We start from the raw sequence: 20051 nt of genomic DNA, 5'->3' as shown, positions 1-20051 counted from the left end.
GACCGTCCCCGAAGCATTGACTGGAGCAACACACACATGGCAAAGGCAAAGCCGAGCCGGAAGCCTCGCGTCGAGAAGGTCACCAAGACCAAGGCGTGCAGCTTCTGCAAGGACAAGAAGGCCGTCATCGACTACAAGGACACCGCGCTGCTGCGTCGTTTCCTGTCCGACCGGGGCAAGATCCGGTCGCGTCGCGTGACCGGCAACTGCGTGCAGCATCAGCGCGACGTCGCTGTGGCAGTGAAGAACTCGCGTGAGGTGGCCCTGCTGCCCTTCACCTCGACCAGCCGATAAGCGGAAAGGATCAGTTGACATGAAGCTCATCCTCACCGCCGCCGTGGAGAACCTCGGCGAAGCCGGCGACATCGTCGTGGTCAAGGACGGCTACGGCCGCAACTACCTGCTGCCCCGCGGCCTGGCCATCAAGGCCACCCGTGGAGCCGAGAAGCAGGTCGAGGGCATCCGCCGTTCGCAGGAAGCCCGCGAGGTCCGCGGTCTCGAGCACGCCAACGAGCTGAAGCAGGCCCTCGAGGGCCTCGCCGATGTCTCGCTGGACGTCAAGACCCATGACTCGGGCAAGCTCTTCGGTTCGGTCACCGCGGCAGACGTCGCCGGTGCCATCAAGACCGCAGGCGGCCCGACCGTCGACAAGCGCAGCGTCGAGCTGCCCAAGGGACACATCAAGGCAACCGGCAGCTACCCGGTCATCGTCAACCTGCACCCGCAGGTCTCGGCGACCGTACAGCTCGCCGTCGTCGCCGCGAGCTGACCTCAGCGTTACGACCAAAGGCCGGGTGGAGATCCTCCACCCGGCCTTTGTCGTGTCTGCCTGACCGAGAGATCGACATCACCACTGCTCCCTGAGGCCTGACCGAGAGAACGACATCACCACCGCTCCCTGAGGCCTGACCAAGAGAAGGACATCACCACTGCTCGGTGAGGCCTGACCAAGAGAAGGACATCACCACCGCTCCCTGAGGTGCGAGGAGCGAAAGCGACGAGCCACGAAGGGTCGAAGCCCTACTTCGGGGCCGGTGGATTCGCCGGCAGCTGGTTCCAGTACTGCAGCCTCGGCGGAAGGTATTGCGGTGCCGGGTTGGCGCTGTGGTCGACGGCGTTGTTGCCGGGGCCCAGGGTGTCCCACGACGGGAAGAAGAACTTGTGCCAGGCCGGGGTGAAGATCAGCGCGCGGTCGCCGGTACGGCAGGCCACGGCGTCGCGGCGGGGAACGGTGCACGTGACGCCTTCGATGGTGACCCGTTTGCCGACGCCGAGGACCGGTGGTCGGAACCCGCTCTTCGGACCGAATCGATAGGTCTGATCCGTGCGCGCCCACCACGGACCCTGCTGGTCGTCGGAGATGACCGCGCCCGACGCGTTGGGCGGTGCGGTCGCGGGACGGCCCGCACAACCGACGTAGCGGTAGCCGGGACCGACCTGGCACACCCACCGGCCGGTGGTGAAGAACGACCGGCCGTTGTCGACGTAGGCCAGCGATCGGAACGTCGTGGGGTTGACGGGTTGGTAGCGCGAGAGATCGAACTCGACGGGCATCGTGGGCCCGGGCGCGGCGAGAGCCGATGGGGCCGTCGTCAGTCCGGCGGCAGCGGTCAGGGCGGCCAGCACGGTGACCACGCGACGGACGACGACCGACCTCAACCCCAACCTCGACACGCTCGACATTGCACCACAACCGACGGCGTGCCGTCGGCGATCGAAGGTAAGTCGCGCGACTGATGACGCCCGCGACGTCGTCTGGCCAGGTGTAACGCAGACCACACCGGATGTTCACCCGAATATTCGCCACCAGGAGTTGAACAGGCGTCCGCAACACGCCCGCAAGGCGACGCGCCGAAGAAGCCCCAACGATTTCCAATTCGTTGATTGTGGAAATTAGCGAAGGTCCTGACCTGCGAGAACTGTGTTGTTCACACCCGAATTCCTCAGGTTGTCCACAAAGGGTGCACAACGCGTCCCCCGGCCACTCACACACGCTCCACAAGTGATCCCCAGATTCGTCAACAGGTCGGTTTGAGTCGCGGTCGTAGAGGTCCTAGTGTCACGCCTCAGCGTCTCCGTCCGTCTCGGCGCACACGACAGTCCGACTGTCGGTGCCACCCGATAGGAAGAGACAGACCGAAACACGACGTCGACACCGGGGACTCGCGACGTGGCCTACCGGGGCCGACACCAGACTCAAGGTCGTACTCATTCGATGTCGGGTGGGATCGAACGTTGCGAGAGGTTTGACACGCGTGGCTGTTGTGGATGACCGCGGGCGCGGCCCCGCCGCCGGAGGGCGAGGACGGGGAGACGACGAGATCCCCGCCGAGGACTTCGGCAGGCAGCCCCCGCAGGACCTGGCCGCCGAGCAGTCGGTGCTCGGTGGCATGTTGCTGTCCAAGGACGCGGTTGCCGACGTCGTCGAGAAGATCCGCACCGGTGACTTCTATCGTCCTGCCCATCAGGCGGTGTTCGAGGCGATCCTCACCCTGTACTCGAAGGGCGAGCCCGCCGACGCGGTGACGGTCGCCGCGGAACTCGAGCGAGCGGGCGAACTCAAACGGATCGGCGGGGCGCCGTATCTGCACACCCTGATCTCCACGGTGCCCACCGCCGCCAACGCCGGCTACTACGCCGAGATCGTGGCGGAGAAGGCACTGCTGCGTCGGCTCGTGGAAGCCGGCACACGCATCGTCCAGTATGGCTACGCCGGCGCCGACGGCCAGGACGTCGCCGAGGTGGTCGACCGTGCCCAGGCCGAGGTGTACGAGGTCACCGAGAAGCGCACCGCCGAGGACTACGTCGCCCTCGAAGATCTCCTGCAGCCGACGATGGATGAGATCGACTCGATCGCGTCGCGGGGCGGCATCTCGCTGGGGGTCCCCACCGGCTTCGCCGACTTCGACAAGCTCACCAACGGTCTGCACCCCGGGCAGATGATCATCGTCGCGGCCCGTCCGGGTGTCGGCAAGGCGCTGGCGCTCGACACCCCGCTGCCGACGCCCACGGGGTGGACCACGATGGGCAAGGTCGGCGTCGGCGATCACCTCCTCGATGCGCACGGCCGGCCCACTCGAGTCGTCGCCGCGACCGAGGTGATGACCGAACGGCCTTGCTACGAAATAGAATTCAACGACGGCGCGACGATCGTCGCCGACGAGCAGCATCAGTGGGCGGCGGAGATCGACGGCAAACGCCGGGTGGTCACCACGGCCGGCCTGCGGACGCATGTCGGCGGCGCGGTCGTGCGAAACACCGCGCCGCTCGAGTTGCCGCGCAAGCGATTCGCCTACGGCCCGTACACGGTGGCGGCGCTGGCCGGCATGGCCTTCGACGATCCCGAGATCAGCATGCGGATCGACGCGGAGGGCCCTGTCGACGTCATGACGCTGATGGCCGACCTCGGCGGGCGGATCCCGTACGAGTACCTACGGGGTTCGATCGCGCAGCGCCGCGCCCTCCTCGCAGGTTTGCTGGATGCCCGTGCCTCCGTCGACGACGACGGCTGGATCACCGTGCCGGCCGCCACCCGGCACATGACGGCCGTCGTCGCCGACCTCGTGGCCGGACTCGGGTTCAACTACAAGCGGTCGGCAACGGGTTGGTTGCGCGTCGACGCCGACGACGATGTGTTCACCGTGCACCACAAGGCGATTCGTCACAAGGAGCTGCGCAGGCGGGCCGGGGTTCGACGCGTCGTCGCCGTTCGTCCGGTCGACCCGGTTCCGGTGCGTTGCGTCCAGGTCGACAACGCCGAACACCTGTATCTGGCGGGCGAGGCGATGGTCCCGACCCACAACTCGACCTTGGCGATGGACTTCCTGCGATCGGCCGCGATTGGCCACGGCCTCACCGCCGCGATGTTCTCGCTGGAGATGAGCAAGACCGAGATCGTCATGCGTCTGCTGTCGGCGGAGGCGAAGATCAAGCTGGCCGACATGCGTGCCGGCACCATGAGCGACGACGACTGGACTCGTCTCGCACGCCGTATGGGTGAGATCTCGGAGGCGCCGTTCTTCATCGACGACTCACCCAATCTCACGATGATGGAGATCCGCGCCAAGGCGCGCCGGCTCAAACAGCGCCACGATCTGAAAGTCGTTGCGGTGGACTACATGCAGCTGATGACGTCGGGCAAGAAGGTCGAGTCGCGCCAGCAGGAGGTGTCGGAGTTCTCCCGTCAGCTGAAGCTGCTGGCCAAAGAACTCGAGGTCCCCGTGATCGCGATCAGCCAGCTCAACCGTGGCCCCGAGCAACGTACGGACAAGAAGCCCCAGGTGTCGGATCTCCGTGAGTCGGGATCGCTGGAGCAGGACGCCGACATGGTCATCCTGCTCCACCGCCCCGACTCGATCGAGCGCGACGACCCGCGCGCGGGCGAGGCCGACATCATCGTCGGCAAGCACCGTAACGGCCCGACCGCCACGATCACCGTCGCGCACCAGTTGCACCTGAGCCGGTTCGTGGACATGGCGCGGGGGTAGCGAGCGAGAGAGAGAGCCCGAGCTCGAGGACTACGTGCCCGAGGGGCCGTCGTTGGGGTTGGCATCGGGCCTCGCTACATGGTCAGGCTTCACGACTGAACGAACAGCACGGACGTCGGCGACAACCCAACTCGGGAAGGAGTCGAACGGTGGCCTCGACCCGGAGAAGCGCCGTCTAGACATTCGGCCACCATGCCGGAATCGTCTGCTCGAGTCCGCGCACCCACCGGTCGGGATCGGCGTCCTCCTCGGCCGCCTCACACCACGCTTCCAGAACGCCGACGAATCCGCTTGCGCTGTAGGCGAGTACGACGTCCCGATCGACGGTCGGGATCCGTCCTTCGGCCTCCCACCGGTCGATCATCCTCGCCACCTGCTCGGAGACCGCATCGCGCAGGGCGCTGCGAAGGCGGCCGGACTCAGGAGAGGCGAACGCGGCCCGAAACAGTGACCGGTCGGCGGCCATGCGGGTGAACGATGGCCGGGCAATCTGCTCGAAGGCGGCCACCTCCTCACTGTCGCTGCGATCCGTCTGCGCCGGGGGGAGCCGCAGCATGTCCACGATCTCTGTGGTCATCGTCGAGACCAGAAGATCCGACACAGAGGCGAAGTGCGTATAGAAGCTCGTGCGGTTCACGCCGGCGAGTCGGCAGATGTGGGCGGCACTCAGATCCGGCGGATCCTGGGCCAGCGCCAACCGGACACCTGACCGCAACGCCGCGATGGTGCGCGGTGAACGTGGGTCCGCGCGGCGCGTTGCGGCCGGCGGTGGGAGCGAGGTCACAGCGTCGAACTCGTTTCTCCAGTAGATTCTGACACCTGTCAGAATATAATGATCTATATCTTTGCACGAAAACCGGAAAGGGGCGTCGGCGATGACGCGATTCGAGGGCAAGACAGCTTTGGTAACCGGCGCGGCTTCGGGCATCGGCGCCGCGATTGCGCGTCGACTCCATGCCGATGGCGCGACAGTGATCGTCGCGGACGTCTCCGACACCCGTGACGACCTGGCGGCCGAGCTCGGAGAGCGGGCGGTCGCCCGTCATCTTGATGTCTCCGACGCAGCCGACGTTGTGCGCACCGAGGAGTGGATCCAATCTGAATACGGTGGCCTCGACATCCTCGCGAACAACGCCGGTATCGGCGGCCCCACCTTCTTGACCCACGAGTACCCCGTCGATGTCTTCGACAAGGTGATCGCGGTCAACCTGCGCGGGCAGTTCCTTGTGCTGCAAGCAGGCATCCGCCTCATGCTCGCCAGCGGCGGCGGTGCGATCGTCAACACCGCGTCCATCGGCGGTTTTCGGGGTACACCGCAGTCGATCGCCTATATCGCGTCGAAAGGCGGCGACGTGATGCTCACTCGCACCGCTGCGCTCGAATATGCCCAGCAGGGCATTCGCATCAATGCGGTCGGCCCCGGCGTCATCGGCACCCCGATCATCGCCGATGCCCCGCGTGAGTTGGTCGAGGTACTCGAGTCGCAGGTTCCGCAGGGGCGGCTGGGACGACCGGAGGAGGTCGCCAACGTCGTGGCTTTCCTCGCCGACAACGAGCAGGCGTCGCATGTGACGGGTCAGGTGTGGCTGGTCGACGGCGGCCGCTCGGCGGGCTAGAAGGCAACCGCTGCATCAGATGCACACCGCCACAACGTGATTCGGCGTTTGTGGTTCGATCGAGCCCCGCGCGCCATGCACGTCGAAGGACATCGGGAGCGGTGAACACCTTCGCGACGTCGAGCGACTCGTGAACCCATGGCGCGCGGGTAGTTCGTCGCATCCCTGAGTGTGGGGTGAGAACTCGCTGATAATCGCGCCGCCGGGTGCTTCTCGATGGGAGAAGTCGTCCGCCGGCCCGGTAGCGTGCGTCCGGGACGTGTCCGCGAGAGTCGTGGTGGAGTTCGGATCGGCTGGCGTTGTGAGTGTGAAAACTGTTGTGAGCAAACGTATCCCGGCGTCGATGGTGCCGGCGGGTGCGCTTGCGGTGCTGCTGGCTGCACTGTTGGTCGGCGGGGTCGTCTACCTGGTGCTGCCCACGGACTCGGCGGACGCCGAGGACACCAGACCACCGGCTGAGCAGATCGACGCGGCAGGCGACTCCGTGTCGTCGGCCAAGATGATGTTCCAGCTGATGTCCGCGGGCCTGAACAGCGCGACCGGAGGCATCGCCACCGCGACGGCGAGCGCGCGCGACATGTTCGACGCCGTCGACACCGCCGCTTCGGCGTCGGATCAGCTCGTCCGCGGTCTGGGCAACGCGCCCGACGTCTCGTCGGCGACACGACAGGTCAACGACGGTGCGCTCGCGGTGTCGGCCGTGCTCGGGCAGGCGTCCGCCCTGTCGAACTCCGTCACGCAACTCGATTCACTCGTGACACCGTTGATCGGTTACCTCGAGACCGCGCGGACCCCCGGGTCGGCGGACGCCCTCGACCGGCTGCGCGCTCTCCAGGGTTCGAGTCGCGAGATCAGCAAGCAGCTCGGCTCCCTCGACTCGCTGCAAGGCGAGTTGGCGACCATGCGGAAGTCTCTCGAATCCGCCGCCGCCGGCATCGACTCCGCGATCTCCCAAGCACAGACCGCGGCCGGCCAGCTCTCCACGGGTCTGAACCGCCTCGCATCCGCGCGGGAGGACACGCTGAGTGCCACCGACAAGGTGAACGCCGGGGTGAAACAGCTTCAGGGTGTCCTCAACTCGATCAACGACGACCTCGACAACGCGTCGACGAACCTGACGCCCGTAGCGACCGACGACACCGCGCCCCAGGCGTCGAACGAGTCCGTCGGGAGTGTCGCCGAACGCGTCGGTTGGGCGGTCGTCGCCGGTTCGGCGGTGGGTGCGATCCTGCTGGCACTACTGCTGATCCGAGTGGCGCGGTCACGGCCCGACGACGCTCCTGATCGGGCAACCGACGACGCCGACCTGGTCGGAGCATCGGCGGGCGCCGACCGCTGACGAAGCATCCGCAGAGTGCGGCCTGAGTGCCGGTTTCCGGTACCCATCCCGCACTCTGCTGGGAGGCCGGCGCTGACCTCAGCTCAGCAGCACCCATCCGAATCGCAGGCACAGGGCCGTCAACCCGAGGACCGCGGTAGCGACCAGCCAGCGCCGGGCCAGTCGTTCGGCGTGCAGATGGTCGTCGCCGGGCCGCAGATAGGCGTACGCAGCGATCAGCGCGCACACCGATGCGGCGGTCCCGACCATCAGGACGAGGACGAGCATGATGACCATGGTGCCGTCATTCGGAGCCCATCTCGATGATCGCCCGGCCGATGATCTCGCCGCGGGCGAGGGCCTGATAGGCGTCGTCGACGTCCTCGAGACGATAGCGGCGGGTGATCACCCGTTCCGGCTCCACGATCCCCCCGGCGACCATGCGCAGCAGCGCCGGCATGTCGCGTCGGGCTTTCGCGCCGTAGGAGCCGCGGATCTGGAGGCTGCGGCGTACGAGGCGGGCCAGGTCGAGTTCGCCGGGCGTGCCGGCCGGTGCAATGCCGACGACCACGGCGCGGCCGCCGTCGTCGAGGATGTCGAGCGCGGTGGCGAAGGTGCTCGGATGTCCCAGGGCCTCGAAGGCGACGTCGACGCCGTGGCCGCCGGTCAGTGCCCGGACCTCGGCGACGACGTCGGTGTCGCGGGAGTTGACGGTATGCGTCGCACCGAGTTCCGCCACCGCCCGGAGCTTGTCGTCGTTCACGTCGATGGCGATGATCTGGGCGACCCCGGCTGCCGCGGCGAACTGGACGATCGACGACCCGACGCCGCCCGCCGCGACGACGGCGATGCGATCGGCGAGCCGCAGTTCGGCGTTGTTCACCGCACCGAGCGCGGTGAACGAACTGCAACCGAGGATGGACACCTCGCCCAGCCCCACTCCGTCGGGGACGACGAACGCGTCCGAGGCAGGGACGACACAGTATTCTGCGAGTCCGCCCATCGAGTACATGGCGAGCGGGCTGCCGTCCGCGCGGGCCAGACGGGTCTCGCCGTCGTAGAGCGTGCCTTTGAGTCGGTTGTGCGCGAAGAACTTCTCGCACAGATCGTCCAACCCGCGCGCGCAGTGGCGGCATTCGCCGCACGGCATGATGAAACTGCACACGACCCGATCGCCCACGGCGAGGGTGTCGACACCCTCGCCGAGCTGCTCGACCACGCCGGAGACCTCGTGGCCGAGGACCGCCGGCGCAGGGAAGGCGACCTCGGACTTCAGCACGTGCAGGTCGGTGTGACAGACCCCGCACGCCGTGACCTTGAGCAGGATCTCGCCACGACGGGGCGTCGGGCGGGGGATCTCCTCGACAGCGAGTCTCGGTGTACTTCCCTCCCAGACAGCAGCTTTCATGACGAGTCTCCTTCTGTGGGCGGGACGAGTTGGGCCCCGCAGCGGCCCGACTCGCTTGCGAGGGGGTTCCCTCCGGCGGGCCGGTGTCGACAGCACCAGGGGCGTTCGACGGGTGGTCGTCAATCGATCATAGGGTCGGAGCTGTCAGCTCCCGGCCGGGTCGGCGACCTTCGGCTCCGTGGCGATCCGGGAACCGGGGATGCTCGGAGAGTGACCGTTCATCTCTCGCAACCGCCCGTTCGACGACGATGACAGGTCCCGATCGCAGTTCGACGGCAGGTTCGGGCGGGTAAGGTGTCGGCACCGACCGATCAGCCGACCCCGGGAGCCGCATGACCGTCGCCGACAAGCCCGCCACCCGGCGGCCGCGCGGGCAGAAGATGTCTGCGCGGGTGGCCAACATGGTGGCCGAGGAGATCCTCGGCGGCGGCATCGTCGAGGGCCAGCGCCTCCCGACCGAGAAAGAGATGGTCAGCGAGTACGGCGTGGCCCGCACGACCGTGCGCGAGGCGCTGCGTCTCCTCGAGAGCCGCGACCTCGTGACGATCAAGGCCGGAATCGGCGGCGGACCGATAGCCAAACGGCCCGAACTCGATTCGCTCGGCAACATCATGAAGCTCTTCCTCCAGATCAACGGCGCGAACATCAGTGACGTCATCGATGTCCGTCTGATGCTCGAGCCGATGGTGGCCCGGGCAGCCGCGCAGAACGTCACCGACGAGCAGGTCGAGTCGATGCAGTCGGCTCTGGACCGGATGCGGGATCATCTGGAGGACCACGCCAGCTTCCAGGAGAGCAACGCCGCATTCCAGCGGGGGGTGTACGAGGCGGCGGGTAATCCCGCGTTGCGCGTGGTGATGGAGACGTTGTGGCTGCTCGTCCGCGACGCCGAACCCGTGGAGCATCCCCTCGCGACGCGGCGCGCGGCCTACGAACTCCAGCAGGACGTCCTCGACGCGATGCGCGCTCGCGATGTCGAGGCGACCGCGGCGGCGATGGACTTCTTCAACCAGGAATCCGCGCGGTACTACCGCCGCCGGCTCCGCGACATCATCTCCCGGCCCGTGCAGTGGCGGATCTGAGCGTCGGCTACACCACCCGCCGCAGAACCCCCGGCACCACCTCGTCGTCGGCCGCCAGCGCGAGCACCTCACCGAAACCGGCGACGAGGCAGTCCGCGAACAGCTCGAGGTCGGTGACCGCGGCACCATCGGAATTGATTCCGAGACAGGCTGTTCCGTTGTGGGTGATCATCGTCGCCATCATCGCGCAACCGGGGAGCGGGCCGAAGGGAAACATCCGCTCGACCTTGGCGCCGGCCACGTAGGTGTCCCACGGGATGCCCGGCACGTTGCTCGCCTGGAGATCGTTCTGGCTGGTCGTCCCGCTGAACTGCATGAGGACCGAACCGGGGAGCCAGGCCATCACCGAACCGAGGGTGTTGAAGATGTCGACCGCCGGTTCGTGCCTGGCGACGCGCACCTGTTCGCGGATGGTGAGCACGCGCTCGAACGGGTCGGTGATCCCGACCGGTCCGGCCAGTCGACCCACCGCGATGCGGTTTCCGCCGGCCGGATCCTCCGGACGGCGCACCGAGATCGGGATCGCGACCGGCATCGTCTCGATCGGGGTGCACATCTTCTCGTGATAGAGGCGGAAACCGCCGACGAGCCCGGCCAGGTAGATGTCGTTGATCGACGCATGGGTCGCCGTCGCGGCCGCCTTGAGGTCGGTGAACGGGACCTCGAAGGCGCTGAAACGCCACGACAGGCTCCGGTGCGCGAGCAGCGGGGAACCGGGTGGACTGACCAGACCCGCGACCCGCGGAACCGAGCGCCCGTATCGCAGAACAGAACTCAGTGCTCGCCGAGGGTGGGCCAGGGCGCGTACGCCGCGGAAGGTGGTGTCCACGCGGTGCGGGATTCGCCGGATCTCCTCGCCCACCTGCCGGCGTAGCAGGTCGAGGGAGGTGATGTTCACCGGGTCGGGACTCGGTGGTTGCGGTTTGCCCGGGTTGTGCTCGCGCGTGGGCGAATGCAGCTGTGCGAGTCCGATGATGGCGCCCATGCCGTCGGTCAGGGCGTGGTGGGCCTTGAGGAAGTACGCCGCCTTGCCGTCGGGGAGGCCTTCGATCAGCGTGCCCTCCCACGGCGGCCGGGCGGCGTCGAGGGCGGTCATCGCGAGCTGCTCACACGTGACGAGCAGCTCGCGCATGCTGCCGTTGCCGCCCAACCGGATTCGGCGCAGGTGGTAGTGCAGGTCGAAGTCCGGGTCGACCGCCCAGCTCGGCGTTCCGGTGCCGAACGGCGAGTCGACGACGCGCTGCCGGAATCGCGGTGCCATCCGGCTACCCCATTCGTGGGCGGCCACGAGCCGGTCCCAGTCCGGGGCGCAGTCGTACACCTCGAGCATGCAGATCGTCCCGCGCATCCGCCGGTCGGTGTCGCCGCGCCACATGATGGTGTCCACCGAGCTCATGTGCGGCTCGTTGGCCCAGTCCAGCGGCCGGTCCACCCCATCGGTCAGGTCGGTCTCGTCGCTCACAGTTGCCTCTCCTCGGGAACCTCGACCGGTGGCCGGACGTCGTCGTCGGCGAAGAAGTCCAGCGGCCAGTCGGCCAGGGCGCTGACGTACATCTGCCGAACCTCTTCGGCGCGGGCGCCGATCTCCTCTGGTGACCAGGTGCTCGTGTCCACCGGCGGCAGGACCATCACCTCGACGGTTCCCGGACGGATGAGTTGCGCTCCGCGCCACATCAACTCGCCGGTGTTCCGCAGGACCACCGGTACGACGGGAACACCGGCCTGCATGGCGATGTGGAAGGGCCCCTTCTTGAACCGGCCCACCCGTGGGGTGGGCGACCGGGTGCCCTCGGGTGCGACCACCAGCGACATCCCCTCGTCCCGTAGCGCTTTCACCGCGGGCGCCAGTTGTTCGATCGCGCGGCCCGGGTCGGCGCGATCGATGAACACGAGCCCGGCCTGCTGCAGGATCAGACCGACCACCGGGACCCGCTGCACCTCCTTCTTGGCGACCCCGGTGGCCTCGGACCGGACCAGGTTGATCATCACCGGCAGGTCGAGCTTCGACTGGTGGTTGAACAGGAACACGCACGGGCGTGCCGACGTGAGGTACTCGCCGCCCTCGAGGACCTGCACGTGGATTCCGGCCAGTGACAGCCCGACGTCGGTGCCGGTCGGCAGGGCCTCGACGAGTGCGTGGGGATCGCGTCGGACGAGCCCGGTGGTGACACCCACCGCGGCGGATGCGAGAAAGGAACTGTAGAAGGCGCCGGTTCTGGCCAGCATCCCGAGCCGGTTGTACGTGGGATTCTTCAGGTCGATGATCGGCCAGCCGCGGGATTCGGCCTCCGCCCGGAGGATTCGACGAGGAGACACCGCTGCCGGGTTGCCCACGGACTCGAGGTAGGGGATGTCCTCGTTGCCGTCGCTGTAGGCGAACGAGGCGGTCAGATCGATACCGTGCTCGCGCGCGAGAGTCCGCACCGCGGCGGCCTTTCCGGGTCCCCAGAGCGGTCGGCCCCGGATGTTGCCGGTGACCACCCCGTCGACGACCTCGACGTCGGTGGCGAGCGCGAAGTCGGCCTCGATCTCCCGCGCGATGGGTTCGATCTGGAATCGGGTCGCCGACGACGCGATCACGATGGTGTGTCCCATCTCCCGGTGCGCGCGCAGGATCTGCCACATCTGTGGCCGCAACTTGGCTGCCGTCTCGTATTTGAAGAGGTGTTCGCCGAACTCGATCAGCTCGGCGTACGTCTTGCCGGCGAAGGTCGGGCGCGTGGCGTCGAGTACTTCCGCGTAGTCCTGTTCGGAGACGACACCGCGCAAGCCGATCAGCAGGAAGTCGGTGAGCTCACCGAAACCGAATTCCATGCTGCGCAACCGTGCTCGCATGATGGCCGCCGCGGAGAACCCTTCGATCAAGGTGCCGTCGTAGTCGAAGAGCGCGGCGACCTTCTTGCCGGTGGGCGCAGATCGGATGGCCCGCATGCGGTCGGTGAAGGCGCTCACGTCGTGACCTCCGACCAGACGGCGGGTTGGATGTCCTCGATCGACGCGATCCGCGCCAGCCGCCCGCGCATCGACTCGACCTCGTCGAGCCAGGCCTGCCGCGCGGCAGCGAGGTCCGCAACGTTCTCGCCGTGGATCAGGTTGCGGTTGTCGGCGAGCTGATAGCAGCCGTCGTAGAGGTCCTTCGACACCGAATCCTTGCTGCGCACAACACCCTGTAGCGACAACTGACGACCGAGTCCCAGGCAGTCGGTGATCAGGTCGTCTCTGTCGCGAGACGTCGTGCCGAGTTCCACGAGCTTGGCCGCGAAGACCAGCTGGGCGTCGAAGAACGGCTGCAGGGTGCGTCGGGCCAGGAGGCCGCCCGTGTGCCCGTGCAGTACCTCATAGGTCCATTCCCGGGTCGGGGTGACCGCACGCCAACCGGGGGCGAGTAGGTCGAGCTCGAGGCCGAGGCGGTGTAGGAACTCGGTCTTGGGCGGGAAGAAGAACTCGAACTTCAGCAGGTCCCGGATCCGAAGGGCCTCGCGTTGCGACGCGGCGAGCAGCCCCTCGTCGGCGATCGGACCGTCGGCCGTCTCGTCGTATCCGATCGGGGTCTCCTCGGGCGGGATGTCGTCGGCCCGGACCTCGCCGTCGGCCACGGCGAGCATGGCGACCTCGACGATCGCCCGGTCGACGAAATGGTGCAGCGCGCCGTTGCGGTAGTAGGCGGCGACCGCATGGTTGTCCGGCACGATGGACCACACCGGCTCGGACCCGCCGTCGAAACAGCTCACGACGCCGTTGCCGGCGAGGACACGCAGGGTCTGGGTCAGGCCGACCCCGCGACACAGGGCTGGGTCCGGTCCGGGCAGCTCGCGCCGGCGGATGTAGTCGAGCAGGGGAGCCAGGATCGCCTCGATCTCGGCGAGGGTGTACGCCCGGTCGTGCGCGCCGAGGAGGGCGAAACCGGCCAGCGACGTGGCCGATATCGGTGTGGCGGAATTGATCTCGTCCATCACCCGAAACGCGACCTTCTCGAGGCGCGCGCGTCCTTCGCCGGCCTCGTCGAGAGCGGTTCGCAACGAGATGGGCGTGCCGAATCGCACCCGCGCCTCACCGAGGTAGTCGCGTTGCGCCTTCGCGTACCGCAACAGCCACCCGACCCCCTCGGGTTTCTTCGTGCCACCGGCATCCTCGGCCGCCATCGCGCCGATCTCCTGGAGCTGGTCGTACACGATCGACGTCGGCACGATCGTGACGTCGGCCTCGTCGAGCTGGCCCACGGCGTCGACGACATAGGTGAGCAGGCCGAGTTTGGGCTTCCGCAGCTTGCCGGTCCGGCTGCGACCCCCCTCGATGTACCACTCCAGATTGAAGCGCTTCTCGACGATGTAGGCGAGGTAGGAACGCATGGCGAACTTGTAGACCGGGTCCGCGCCGAACTTCCGTCGGATGAAGATCATCCCGGCGCGGCGGGCGACCGGACCCACCGGCCAGAACGACAGATTGTTGCCGCCCAGCACCAGATTGGGTGGGAAATCGTTGGTGCGCAACACTTTGGCGAGGACGAGCGGATCGACGTAGGACCGGTGGGACGGCAGGAAGATCAGACCGGTGGACTTGTTGAGCGTGCGCAGGGTGTTGAGGTTCTCGACGTCGACCGTGACGTTCCAGGCCCGCTCGTGCAACCGGTTGAAGGTCGCCGAGAACACGTCGTCCATGAGTCGACTCTGGGTGGCGACGAAGGTCGAGAGTTTGTCAGTGGCCTCGGCGACCACCGCATCGGTGGGCCGGCCCAGTTCGGCTGCGAGTTTGGCCGCAGCCGTCCGGAATCGAGATGAGCTGCTGATCTGCTCGGCGACCAGCCGGGGGACCTTGTAGCGGTCGCCGACGATCTGACGTTCGGCTCGCTCGGCCGACATCGACGCCTGGAACAGGACGAATTGGGCGAACGGCTCACCCTGTGCCTGGTGGTGGGTGTAGCGGGCGCGTAGTTCCGCGATCGTGGCGGGTGCACCGGCGACGACGCGAAGACTGTCCGGCCGTCGTTTGCGGATCAGCGGCTGAACCGCGCCGAGTGGGCGCCGCGGATTGGACAGCACCAGCACGTCGCCCAGGGTGACCCGTCGCTCGCCCTGCCGGACGGCCGGCAGCCACACCGCCCGGACCGGGACGAGGAGCGTTTCCGGCGCCATCGCGTCGAAGTCGAGCTCCACCGATCGGGAGATCGTCGCGTCCGGGTAGTTCGCCGATGTCCACTCACGCACTGCCCGCATCTCGCACGACGTGCGGGCCTTGGTCAGCACCACCACGGGATCGGTCACCTGCATCACCCTCACGTCTCCTCGGGCCGCACCACGCCTCATTGTGACGTGGACTACATCGGCGAGGGCGGGTTTTCGTCAGGACGGCCGACGCGCCGCGAGGACCTTGGTGCGCACCTCACCCGGCCAGATGTTGTGGGCGGGGGCGACCGTGTCGGCGGCCCGCAGCATCGATGCGGTGAGCGCCAGGCTGCGCCGGTCGGACCGCGACGGCGTCACGCCGAGATGCTCGGCGGCCGCGGGGTGCTGGATGGCGCGCACGGCGGGGGAGGGGAGTGCGCGGAAGTACCAGTAGTCGGGCCGCAGCAGTTGCGCTCGGTACCACCCGAGCCCCGGGTCGGGATCGAGTTCGGTCGCCAGCGCGTCGGCGAAATACTCGTCGAAGTCGGTCAGCGTCGCCGGAAGCTCGCGGGCGGAGATGCCGTATCGGCCGTACCACTCGCGGGTCTCGGCATACAACCGCTCGCGATCGTCGGGCTCGAGCCCCCCGAAGAACACGTCGACACAGGTGAAGAGCGCGTCGACGTAGGTCGCGTGCTCGAAGAGGAAGGTCGCGGGATTGAGTGCGTGATAGCGCCGCCCGTCGGGTCGTCGACCGTGAAAGTGGTCGTGGCTGTAGCGGATTCGGCGCAGAGCGTCGAAGTCGTCCTCATAGGCCGACCGGATGATGCAGGGAGTCGTCCGTCGTTTGTGGACGAAGACACGACTCTCGACCATCGAGAACCGGTGCGTGGCCGAGGCGATCGACGGGTGCAGCATCTGCAGGGAGACGGCTCGGCAGATCGACATGACGAACCGGCGGTCGCCGACATAGCGCCAGAGGAGTGAGTTCTCGTCGAGCGGCACACTCGTCTCCCGTCCGCGTCAGACCAGTATCTGACCACGAACGTTATCAGATATGGCTGTGACGCCCCGGAAACGACGAAACGCCCCGTCCGACCGAGAGGCCGAAGGGGCGTTTCGCGAAAGTCAGGAGCTCAGAGCGCGCTGACGTTGGTAGCCTGGGGGCCCTTGGCACCCTGCTCCACGTCGAATTCGACGCGCTGGTTCTCCTCGAGGTTGCGGAAGCCGCTACCGGTGATGGAGGAGTAGTGGACGAAGACGTCTGCGCCCTGATCGTCGGGAGCGATGAAGCCGAAGCCCTTTTCGCCGTTGAACCACTTGACGGTTCCCTGTGCCATACTGCTGTACTTCTTTCTTCAGTGAGCGCAACCACCAAGACCGATGGCTGCGCTAACAACTCTTTCACAGATGTCGGCGGTTGCAAACCCGAGGGCGGGATCACACCAGAAAAACTTGATGAATCTTCCCCCGTACCGAACCCTCAGAGGGCCCGGCCCGGCGTGAGTATTCTGGACAGAGCACCAGGCGATCGACACGCGATCGAGGCAAGTCATGGCCGAGAACGATCCGCTGACAACACAACGCGATGCCGTCCGCGACGTCGCCGGTGAACTGGTGGCGTCAGGTTTCACCGACCCGGTCGAGATCGGCCGAGGTGGTTACGGAGCGGTGTACCGCTGTCGGCAGCCGGCCCTGGACCGCGACGTCGCGGTGAAGGTCCTGACCGATCACCTCGACGCCGAGAACCTCGAAAGGTTCGTTCGTGAACAGCGGGCCATGGGACGGTTGTCGGGCCACCCCAACATCGTGAACATCCTCGAAGTCGGTTCCACCCCCGAGGGATTTCCGTTCATCGTGATGCAATATCACCCGCACGCCTCGCTGGATGCGCGCATCCGCAAGGGCGGACCTCTCGCCTGGCAGGAGGTCCTGCGGTACGGCGTCAAACTGGCGGGCGCACTGGAGACCGCGCACCGCGCCGACACCCTGCATCGAGACATCAAGCCCGGCAACATCCTGCTGACCGAATACGGGGAACCACAGCTCACCGACTTCGGGATCGCGCGGATCTCCGGCGGCTTCGAGACCGACGCCGATCTGGTGACCGGTTCGCCGGCATTTGCCGCGCCGGAACTGTTGGCCGGTGATCCGCCCTCGGTGGCCGCCGACCTCTACGGCCTCGGCGCGACGCTGTTCTGCGCGCTGACCGGGCACGCCGCCTTCGAGCGTCGCAGCGGCGAGCAGGTGGTCGCCCACTTCCTCCGGGTGGCGAGTGAAGGAGTGCCCGACCTCTCGGCGGCCGGGTTCCCGGTCGAGGTGTCGCGCTGCATCGAGCACGCGATGGCCCGAGAGCCCCGGAACCGTCCTGATTCAGCGGCGGCGCTGGGGGAGGAGCTCCGCGAGGCGCAGCGGCGTCTCGGCGAACCGCCTGACGAGATGGCTCTGCCGGCCGGTCCGGCGGTCTACCCGTCCGCGCCGCAGTCGGCGCGTCGCCGGATCACGACCGGCCCGCCGACGCCGTCGACCAAGTTCCGGCCGCCACTGCGGCCGCGCGCCCAGGTCTCGCGTGCCCGGCTCATGGACGCGCTCCGAGACGGGGAACGCCGGCGTCTGATGCTCATCCACGCCCCGACCGGTTACGGCAAGACGACGCTCGCGGCGCAGTGGGCGGAACGTCTCGTGGACGCTGATGTGGCGGTGGCCTGGCTGACGGTCGACGACGGCGACAACGACGTGGTGCGGTTCCTCGCGAACCTCGTCGAATCGCTCGGCCGCGCCGAACCCGAGCTCGTCGGTGACCTGGCCGCCGTCGTCGAGGAGCACGGCGAACGCGCCCAGGAGTACGTGCTCACCTCCCTCATCAACGACATCCATTCCCGCCGCCGAAATCTCGCACTCATCGTCGATGACTGGCACCGGGTGAGCGATCCCGCGGTCATCGGGGTGATGGACTATCTGCTGGAACACGGATGTCACCACTGGCAGATGATCGTGACGAGCCGCACGCGGGCCGGGCTCCCGATCGGTCGTCTCCGAGTTCACGACGAGATCGTCGAGATCGACATGACCCGTTTGTGTTTCGACGCGGCGGAGGCCGGCCGGTTCTTGCGTGACGTCGCGGGGCTGGAGCTGGGCAACGACGATGTGGACCAGCTGTGGAGCTCCACCGACGGGTGGGTCGCCGCGCTGCAGCTGGCGTGTGTGTCCCTGCGTACCTCGGACGCGCCTTCGGAACTCATCGGTCACATCTCCGGACGCCACCATGCCATCGGTGATTTCCTCGCCGAGAACGTCCTCGGCGCACTGGAACCCGAGGTGTTGCAGTTCCTTCTCAAGGCGTCTCTTCCGGAACGCATCTGTGCCGGGTTGGCCACCGCCCTGACCGGTGAGCCGCGCGGGCAGGCGATGTTGGAGCAGATCGAGATGCAGGACCTGTTCCTGGCCCGGACGGACCAGGCGGGCGAGTGGTTCCGATTCCACTCGATGTTCGCCGAGTTCCTCCGTCGACGCCTCGAACGTGATGAGCCGCAGGTGATCACGTCCTTGCACCGCACGGCGTCGGAGTGGTTCGCGGCGCACCGCATGCTGGCGGAGGCGGTCGATCACGCGCTGGCCGCCGGGGACGTCGACCGTGCGGTGGAACTGGTCGAGACCGATGGTCAGTCGCTGATCGAGCATTCCCGGATGACCGCCCTGCTCGCGCTGATCGAGAAGCTCCCGCCGGTGACGGTCGAGGCCGATCCGATTCTCCAGCTGCAAGTGGCATGGGCGAATCTCCTGCTCCATCGCACGGCGGATGCCGACACGGCACTCGATCGTGTGGATTGCGCGCTCGAGCGGTTGCCGCAGGCCGAGGCCGGCGCCGGGATACGTCTGGAGGCAGAGATCGCCCGCGCCTGCGTGGGCGCGATCTCCGACCGCGTCGACGGGCTCGACGAGCTGAGCACGAGGCTCGTCACGCAGACCGACGAGCTGTCGCCGTTCCTGGTGTCCACCGTGCACAACGTCGGAACGCTGAGTGCCATGTTCCGATTCGACTTCGAGGGCGCTCACCGCTGGCAGCAGAGCGCGATACCGGCGCACCAGCGCAACAAGGGGCCGTTTGCGGTGATGTACGGCTACAGCCTCGACGGGCTGGCCTACCTCGAGCAGCTCGACCTCGACCACGCCGAGGCGTGTTTCCGTGTGGGGCTGCGGTTGTCGCGCGAACGTGGCTCGCCGGTGCTGTCCCAGGGTGCCCGACTCGCCTGTGCTCTTCTCGCCGAGATCCTGTATGAGCGTGGCGAATTGGCCGAAGCCGAACGGCTCCTCGGTGAGAGCACCCTGATCGGGGCCGCGGAGGGGGTCGTCGACATGATCGAGGCCCGCCACCTCATCGGGGCGAGAGTGGCGTTGTGCCACAACGATCGGGAGACCGCGGCGAAGTATCTCGACGAAGCCGTGGATGTCGCCGACCGGCTCGGCACCCCACGACTCCGTGCCCTCGCCGAGAACGAGCAGGTGACGCGGCAACTCCCGACTCGGCGGCCGATCGTGCCCCGCGTCGATACCGACCGGGATACGCCGAGCGAGGGCGTCGCCGCGGTCGTCGCGCAGCTCGACGCCGAGACCGCGATCCGGCTGCTGATGGATTCCGACGATGGTCCCGACGCGTCCGACGCCGCGTGTCGGCGAGCGCAGTGGTGGGTCGACAGGTTGACCGGGACCGGACGACGACGGGCGCTGTTGCGGGCGCAACGACTCCTCGCCGTGTGCCTCGCGGCGGCGGGACGGTCCGAGGAGGCCCAGGACCTCACCGTGTCGGTCCTGGAGCAGTGCGGGGCGGCCGGGCTGGTGCGATTCCCGCTCGATGGTGGTGACGGATTCCGGCGGCTCGTCGAAGCGGTCGCGACAGGTATCCGCGCAGGTGAGCGGTCGAATCCGGCCTCACTGCCGCCGGAGTTCCTCGATCAGGTCATCGGCGGCGGGCCGGTTGAACGATGAGGTCTCGGGAATACCGGAACCGACGGATCGACTTGAACCTGAACGCGGCCAC

General features: G+C 67.4%; 16 protein-coding genes. 7 read left to right on the top strand and 9 right to left on the bottom strand.

The window, feature by feature from the left end; all coding sequences use genetic code 11:
• Positions 1–36: 36 nt before the first annotated feature.
• Together rpsR and rplI are read left to right on the top strand one after the other, a co-directional pair.
• Positions 37–294: a 30S ribosomal protein S18 gene (gene rpsR, locus KTR9_RS24290; protein WP_004020662.1), complete on the top strand. Its 258-nt coding sequence runs from the start codon at positions 37–39 to the stop codon at positions 292–294.
• A 19-nt stretch (positions 295–313) separates the two neighbouring features.
• A complete protein-coding gene (rplI, locus tag KTR9_RS24285) occupies positions 314–769 on the top strand; it encodes a 50S ribosomal protein L9 (RefSeq protein ID WP_010844594.1) in 456 nt (151 codons plus the stop codon).
• A gap of 251 nt (positions 770–1020) precedes the next feature.
• On the opposite strand, the gene KTR9_RS24280 is transcribed toward rplI, so the two are convergent.
• The gene (locus tag KTR9_RS24280) at positions 1021–1683 is read right to left on the bottom strand and encodes a hypothetical protein (RefSeq protein WP_044507408.1); all 663 of its coding nucleotides are present in this window, start codon (positions 1681–1683) and stop codon (positions 1021–1023) included.
• 572 nt (positions 1684–2255) lie between these two features.
• On the opposite strand from KTR9_RS24280, the gene dnaB reads away from it, so the two are divergent.
• Entirely contained in the window at positions 2256–4487 is a 2232-nt protein-coding gene (gene dnaB / locus KTR9_RS24275; protein WP_014928591.1) for a replicative DNA helicase, read from the top strand.
• A gap of 175 nt (positions 4488–4662) precedes the next feature.
• Here dnaB and KTR9_RS26610 read toward each other — a convergent pair whose 3' ends face one another.
• Positions 4663–5271: a TetR/AcrR family transcriptional regulator gene (locus tag KTR9_RS26610; RefSeq protein ID WP_014928590.1), complete on the bottom strand. Its 609-nt coding sequence runs from the start codon at positions 5269–5271 to the stop codon at positions 4663–4665.
• A gap of 91 nt (positions 5272–5362) precedes the next feature.
• Here KTR9_RS26610 and KTR9_RS24265 point away from each other — a divergent pair, with 91 nt between their 5' ends.
• Both KTR9_RS24265 and KTR9_RS24260 read left to right on the top strand, forming a co-directional pair.
• Positions 5363–6103: an SDR family NAD(P)-dependent oxidoreductase gene (locus KTR9_RS24265; RefSeq protein WP_014928589.1), complete on the top strand. Its 741-nt coding sequence runs from the start codon at positions 5363–5365 to the stop codon at positions 6101–6103.
• Between the two features lie 319 nt (positions 6104–6422).
• A complete protein-coding gene (locus KTR9_RS24260) occupies positions 6423–7442 on the top strand; it encodes a hypothetical protein (protein WP_148281323.1) in 1020 nt (339 codons plus the stop codon).
• Between the two features lie 78 nt (positions 7443–7520).
• On the opposite strand, the gene KTR9_RS24255 is transcribed toward KTR9_RS24260, so the two are convergent.
• Both KTR9_RS24255 and KTR9_RS24250 read right to left on the bottom strand, forming a co-directional pair.
• Positions 7521–7718, bottom strand: a complete 198-nt coding sequence (locus KTR9_RS24255; RefSeq protein WP_014928587.1) for a hypothetical protein — start codon at positions 7716–7718, stop codon at positions 7521–7523.
• Positions 7719–7725: 7 nt separating this feature from the next.
• Positions 7726–8829, bottom strand: a complete 1104-nt coding sequence (locus KTR9_RS24250) for a zinc-binding dehydrogenase (protein ID WP_014928586.1) — start codon at positions 8827–8829, stop codon at positions 7726–7728.
• Positions 8830–9161: 332 nt separating this feature from the next.
• Here KTR9_RS24250 and KTR9_RS24245 point away from each other — a divergent pair, with 332 nt between their 5' ends.
• Complete coding sequence (locus tag KTR9_RS24245) at positions 9162–9911, top strand: FadR/GntR family transcriptional regulator (RefSeq protein WP_010844600.1); 750 nt, start codon at positions 9162–9164, stop codon at positions 9909–9911.
• Between the two features lie 7 nt (positions 9912–9918).
• Here the strand turns inward: KTR9_RS24245 and KTR9_RS24240 are convergent, their stop codons facing one another.
• From KTR9_RS24240 to KTR9_RS24220, 5 genes are all read right to left on the bottom strand, one after another.
• On the bottom strand, positions 9919–11373 hold the full coding sequence (locus KTR9_RS24240) for a wax ester/triacylglycerol synthase domain-containing protein (protein ID WP_014928585.1): 1455 nt from the start codon (positions 11371–11373) through the stop codon (positions 9919–9921).
• Positions 11370–12863 (bottom strand): HAD-IB family hydrolase, encoded by a 1494-nt coding sequence (locus tag KTR9_RS24235; protein WP_014928584.1) that lies wholly within the window; start codon positions 12861–12863, stop codon positions 11370–11372. Before KTR9_RS24235 ends, KTR9_RS24240 begins: the two co-directional genes overlap by 4 nt.
• Positions 12860–15178 carry a glycerol-3-phosphate 1-O-acyltransferase gene (locus KTR9_RS24230; RefSeq protein ID WP_014928583.1) on the bottom strand — a complete coding sequence of 773 codons (2319 nt, stop codon included), beginning with the start codon at positions 15176–15178 and terminating at the stop codon, positions 12860–12862. Before KTR9_RS24230 ends, KTR9_RS24235 begins: the two co-directional genes overlap by 4 nt.
• A 72-nt stretch (positions 15179–15250) precedes the next feature.
• Entirely contained in the window at positions 15251–16018 is a 768-nt protein-coding gene (locus KTR9_RS24225) for an oxygenase MpaB family protein (RefSeq protein WP_014928582.1), read from the bottom strand.
• A gap of 131 nt (positions 16019–16149) precedes the next feature.
• Positions 16150–16353 (bottom strand): cold-shock protein, encoded by a 204-nt coding sequence (locus KTR9_RS24220; protein ID WP_004020476.1) that lies wholly within the window; start codon positions 16351–16353, stop codon positions 16150–16152.
• Positions 16354–16567: 214 nt separating this feature from the next.
• On the opposite strand from KTR9_RS24220, the gene KTR9_RS24215 reads away from it, so the two are divergent.
• Complete coding sequence (locus tag KTR9_RS24215; RefSeq protein ID WP_014928581.1) at positions 16568–19999, top strand: serine/threonine-protein kinase; 3432 nt, start codon at positions 16568–16570, stop codon at positions 19997–19999.
• Positions 20000–20051: the final 52 nt, after the last annotated feature.

Source organism: Gordonia sp. KTR9, assembly GCF_000143885.2.
GTDB lineage: Bacteria > Actinomycetota > Actinomycetes > Mycobacteriales > Mycobacteriaceae > Gordonia.
The sequence above is the reverse complement of the archived record's forward strand: the minus strand, read 5'-3'. Positions and strand labels throughout refer to the sequence as shown.

What these genes read in the sequence shown, in the direction of transcription:
- KTR9_RS24265 (WP_014928589.1), top strand. Translation starts at nt 5,363, where the DNA reads ATGACGCGATTCGAGGGCAAGACAGCTTTGGTAACCGGCGCGGCTTCG.
- rpsR (WP_004020662.1), top strand. Translation starts at nt 37, where the DNA reads ATGGCAAAGGCAAAGCCGAGCCGGAAGCCTCGCGTCGAGAAGGTCACC.
- KTR9_RS24215 (WP_014928581.1), top strand. Translation starts at nt 16,568, where the DNA reads ATGGCCGAGAACGATCCGCTGACAACACAACGCGATGCCGTCCGCGAC.
- KTR9_RS24245 (WP_010844600.1), top strand. Translation starts at nt 9,162, where the DNA reads ATGACCGTCGCCGACAAGCCCGCCACCCGGCGGCCGCGCGGGCAGAAG.
- KTR9_RS24220 (WP_004020476.1), bottom strand. Translation starts at nt 16,353, where the DNA reads ATGGCACAGGGAACCGTCAAGTGGTTCAACGGCGAAAAGGGCTTCGGC.
- KTR9_RS24250 (WP_014928586.1), bottom strand. Translation starts at nt 8,829, where the DNA reads ATGAAAGCTGCTGTCTGGGAGGGAAGTACACCGAGACTCGCTGTCGAG.
- KTR9_RS24230 (WP_014928583.1), bottom strand. Translation starts at nt 15,178, where the DNA reads ATGCAGGTGACCGATCCCGTGGTGGTGCTGACCAAGGCCCGCACGTCG.
- KTR9_RS24255 (WP_014928587.1), bottom strand. Translation starts at nt 7,718, where the DNA reads ATGGTCATCATGCTCGTCCTCGTCCTGATGGTCGGGACCGCCGCATCG.
- KTR9_RS24280 (WP_044507408.1), bottom strand. Translation starts at nt 1,683, where the DNA reads ATGTCGAGCGTGTCGAGGTTGGGGTTGAGGTCGGTCGTCGTCCGTCGC.
- rplI (WP_010844594.1), top strand. Translation starts at nt 314, where the DNA reads ATGAAGCTCATCCTCACCGCCGCCGTGGAGAACCTCGGCGAAGCCGGC.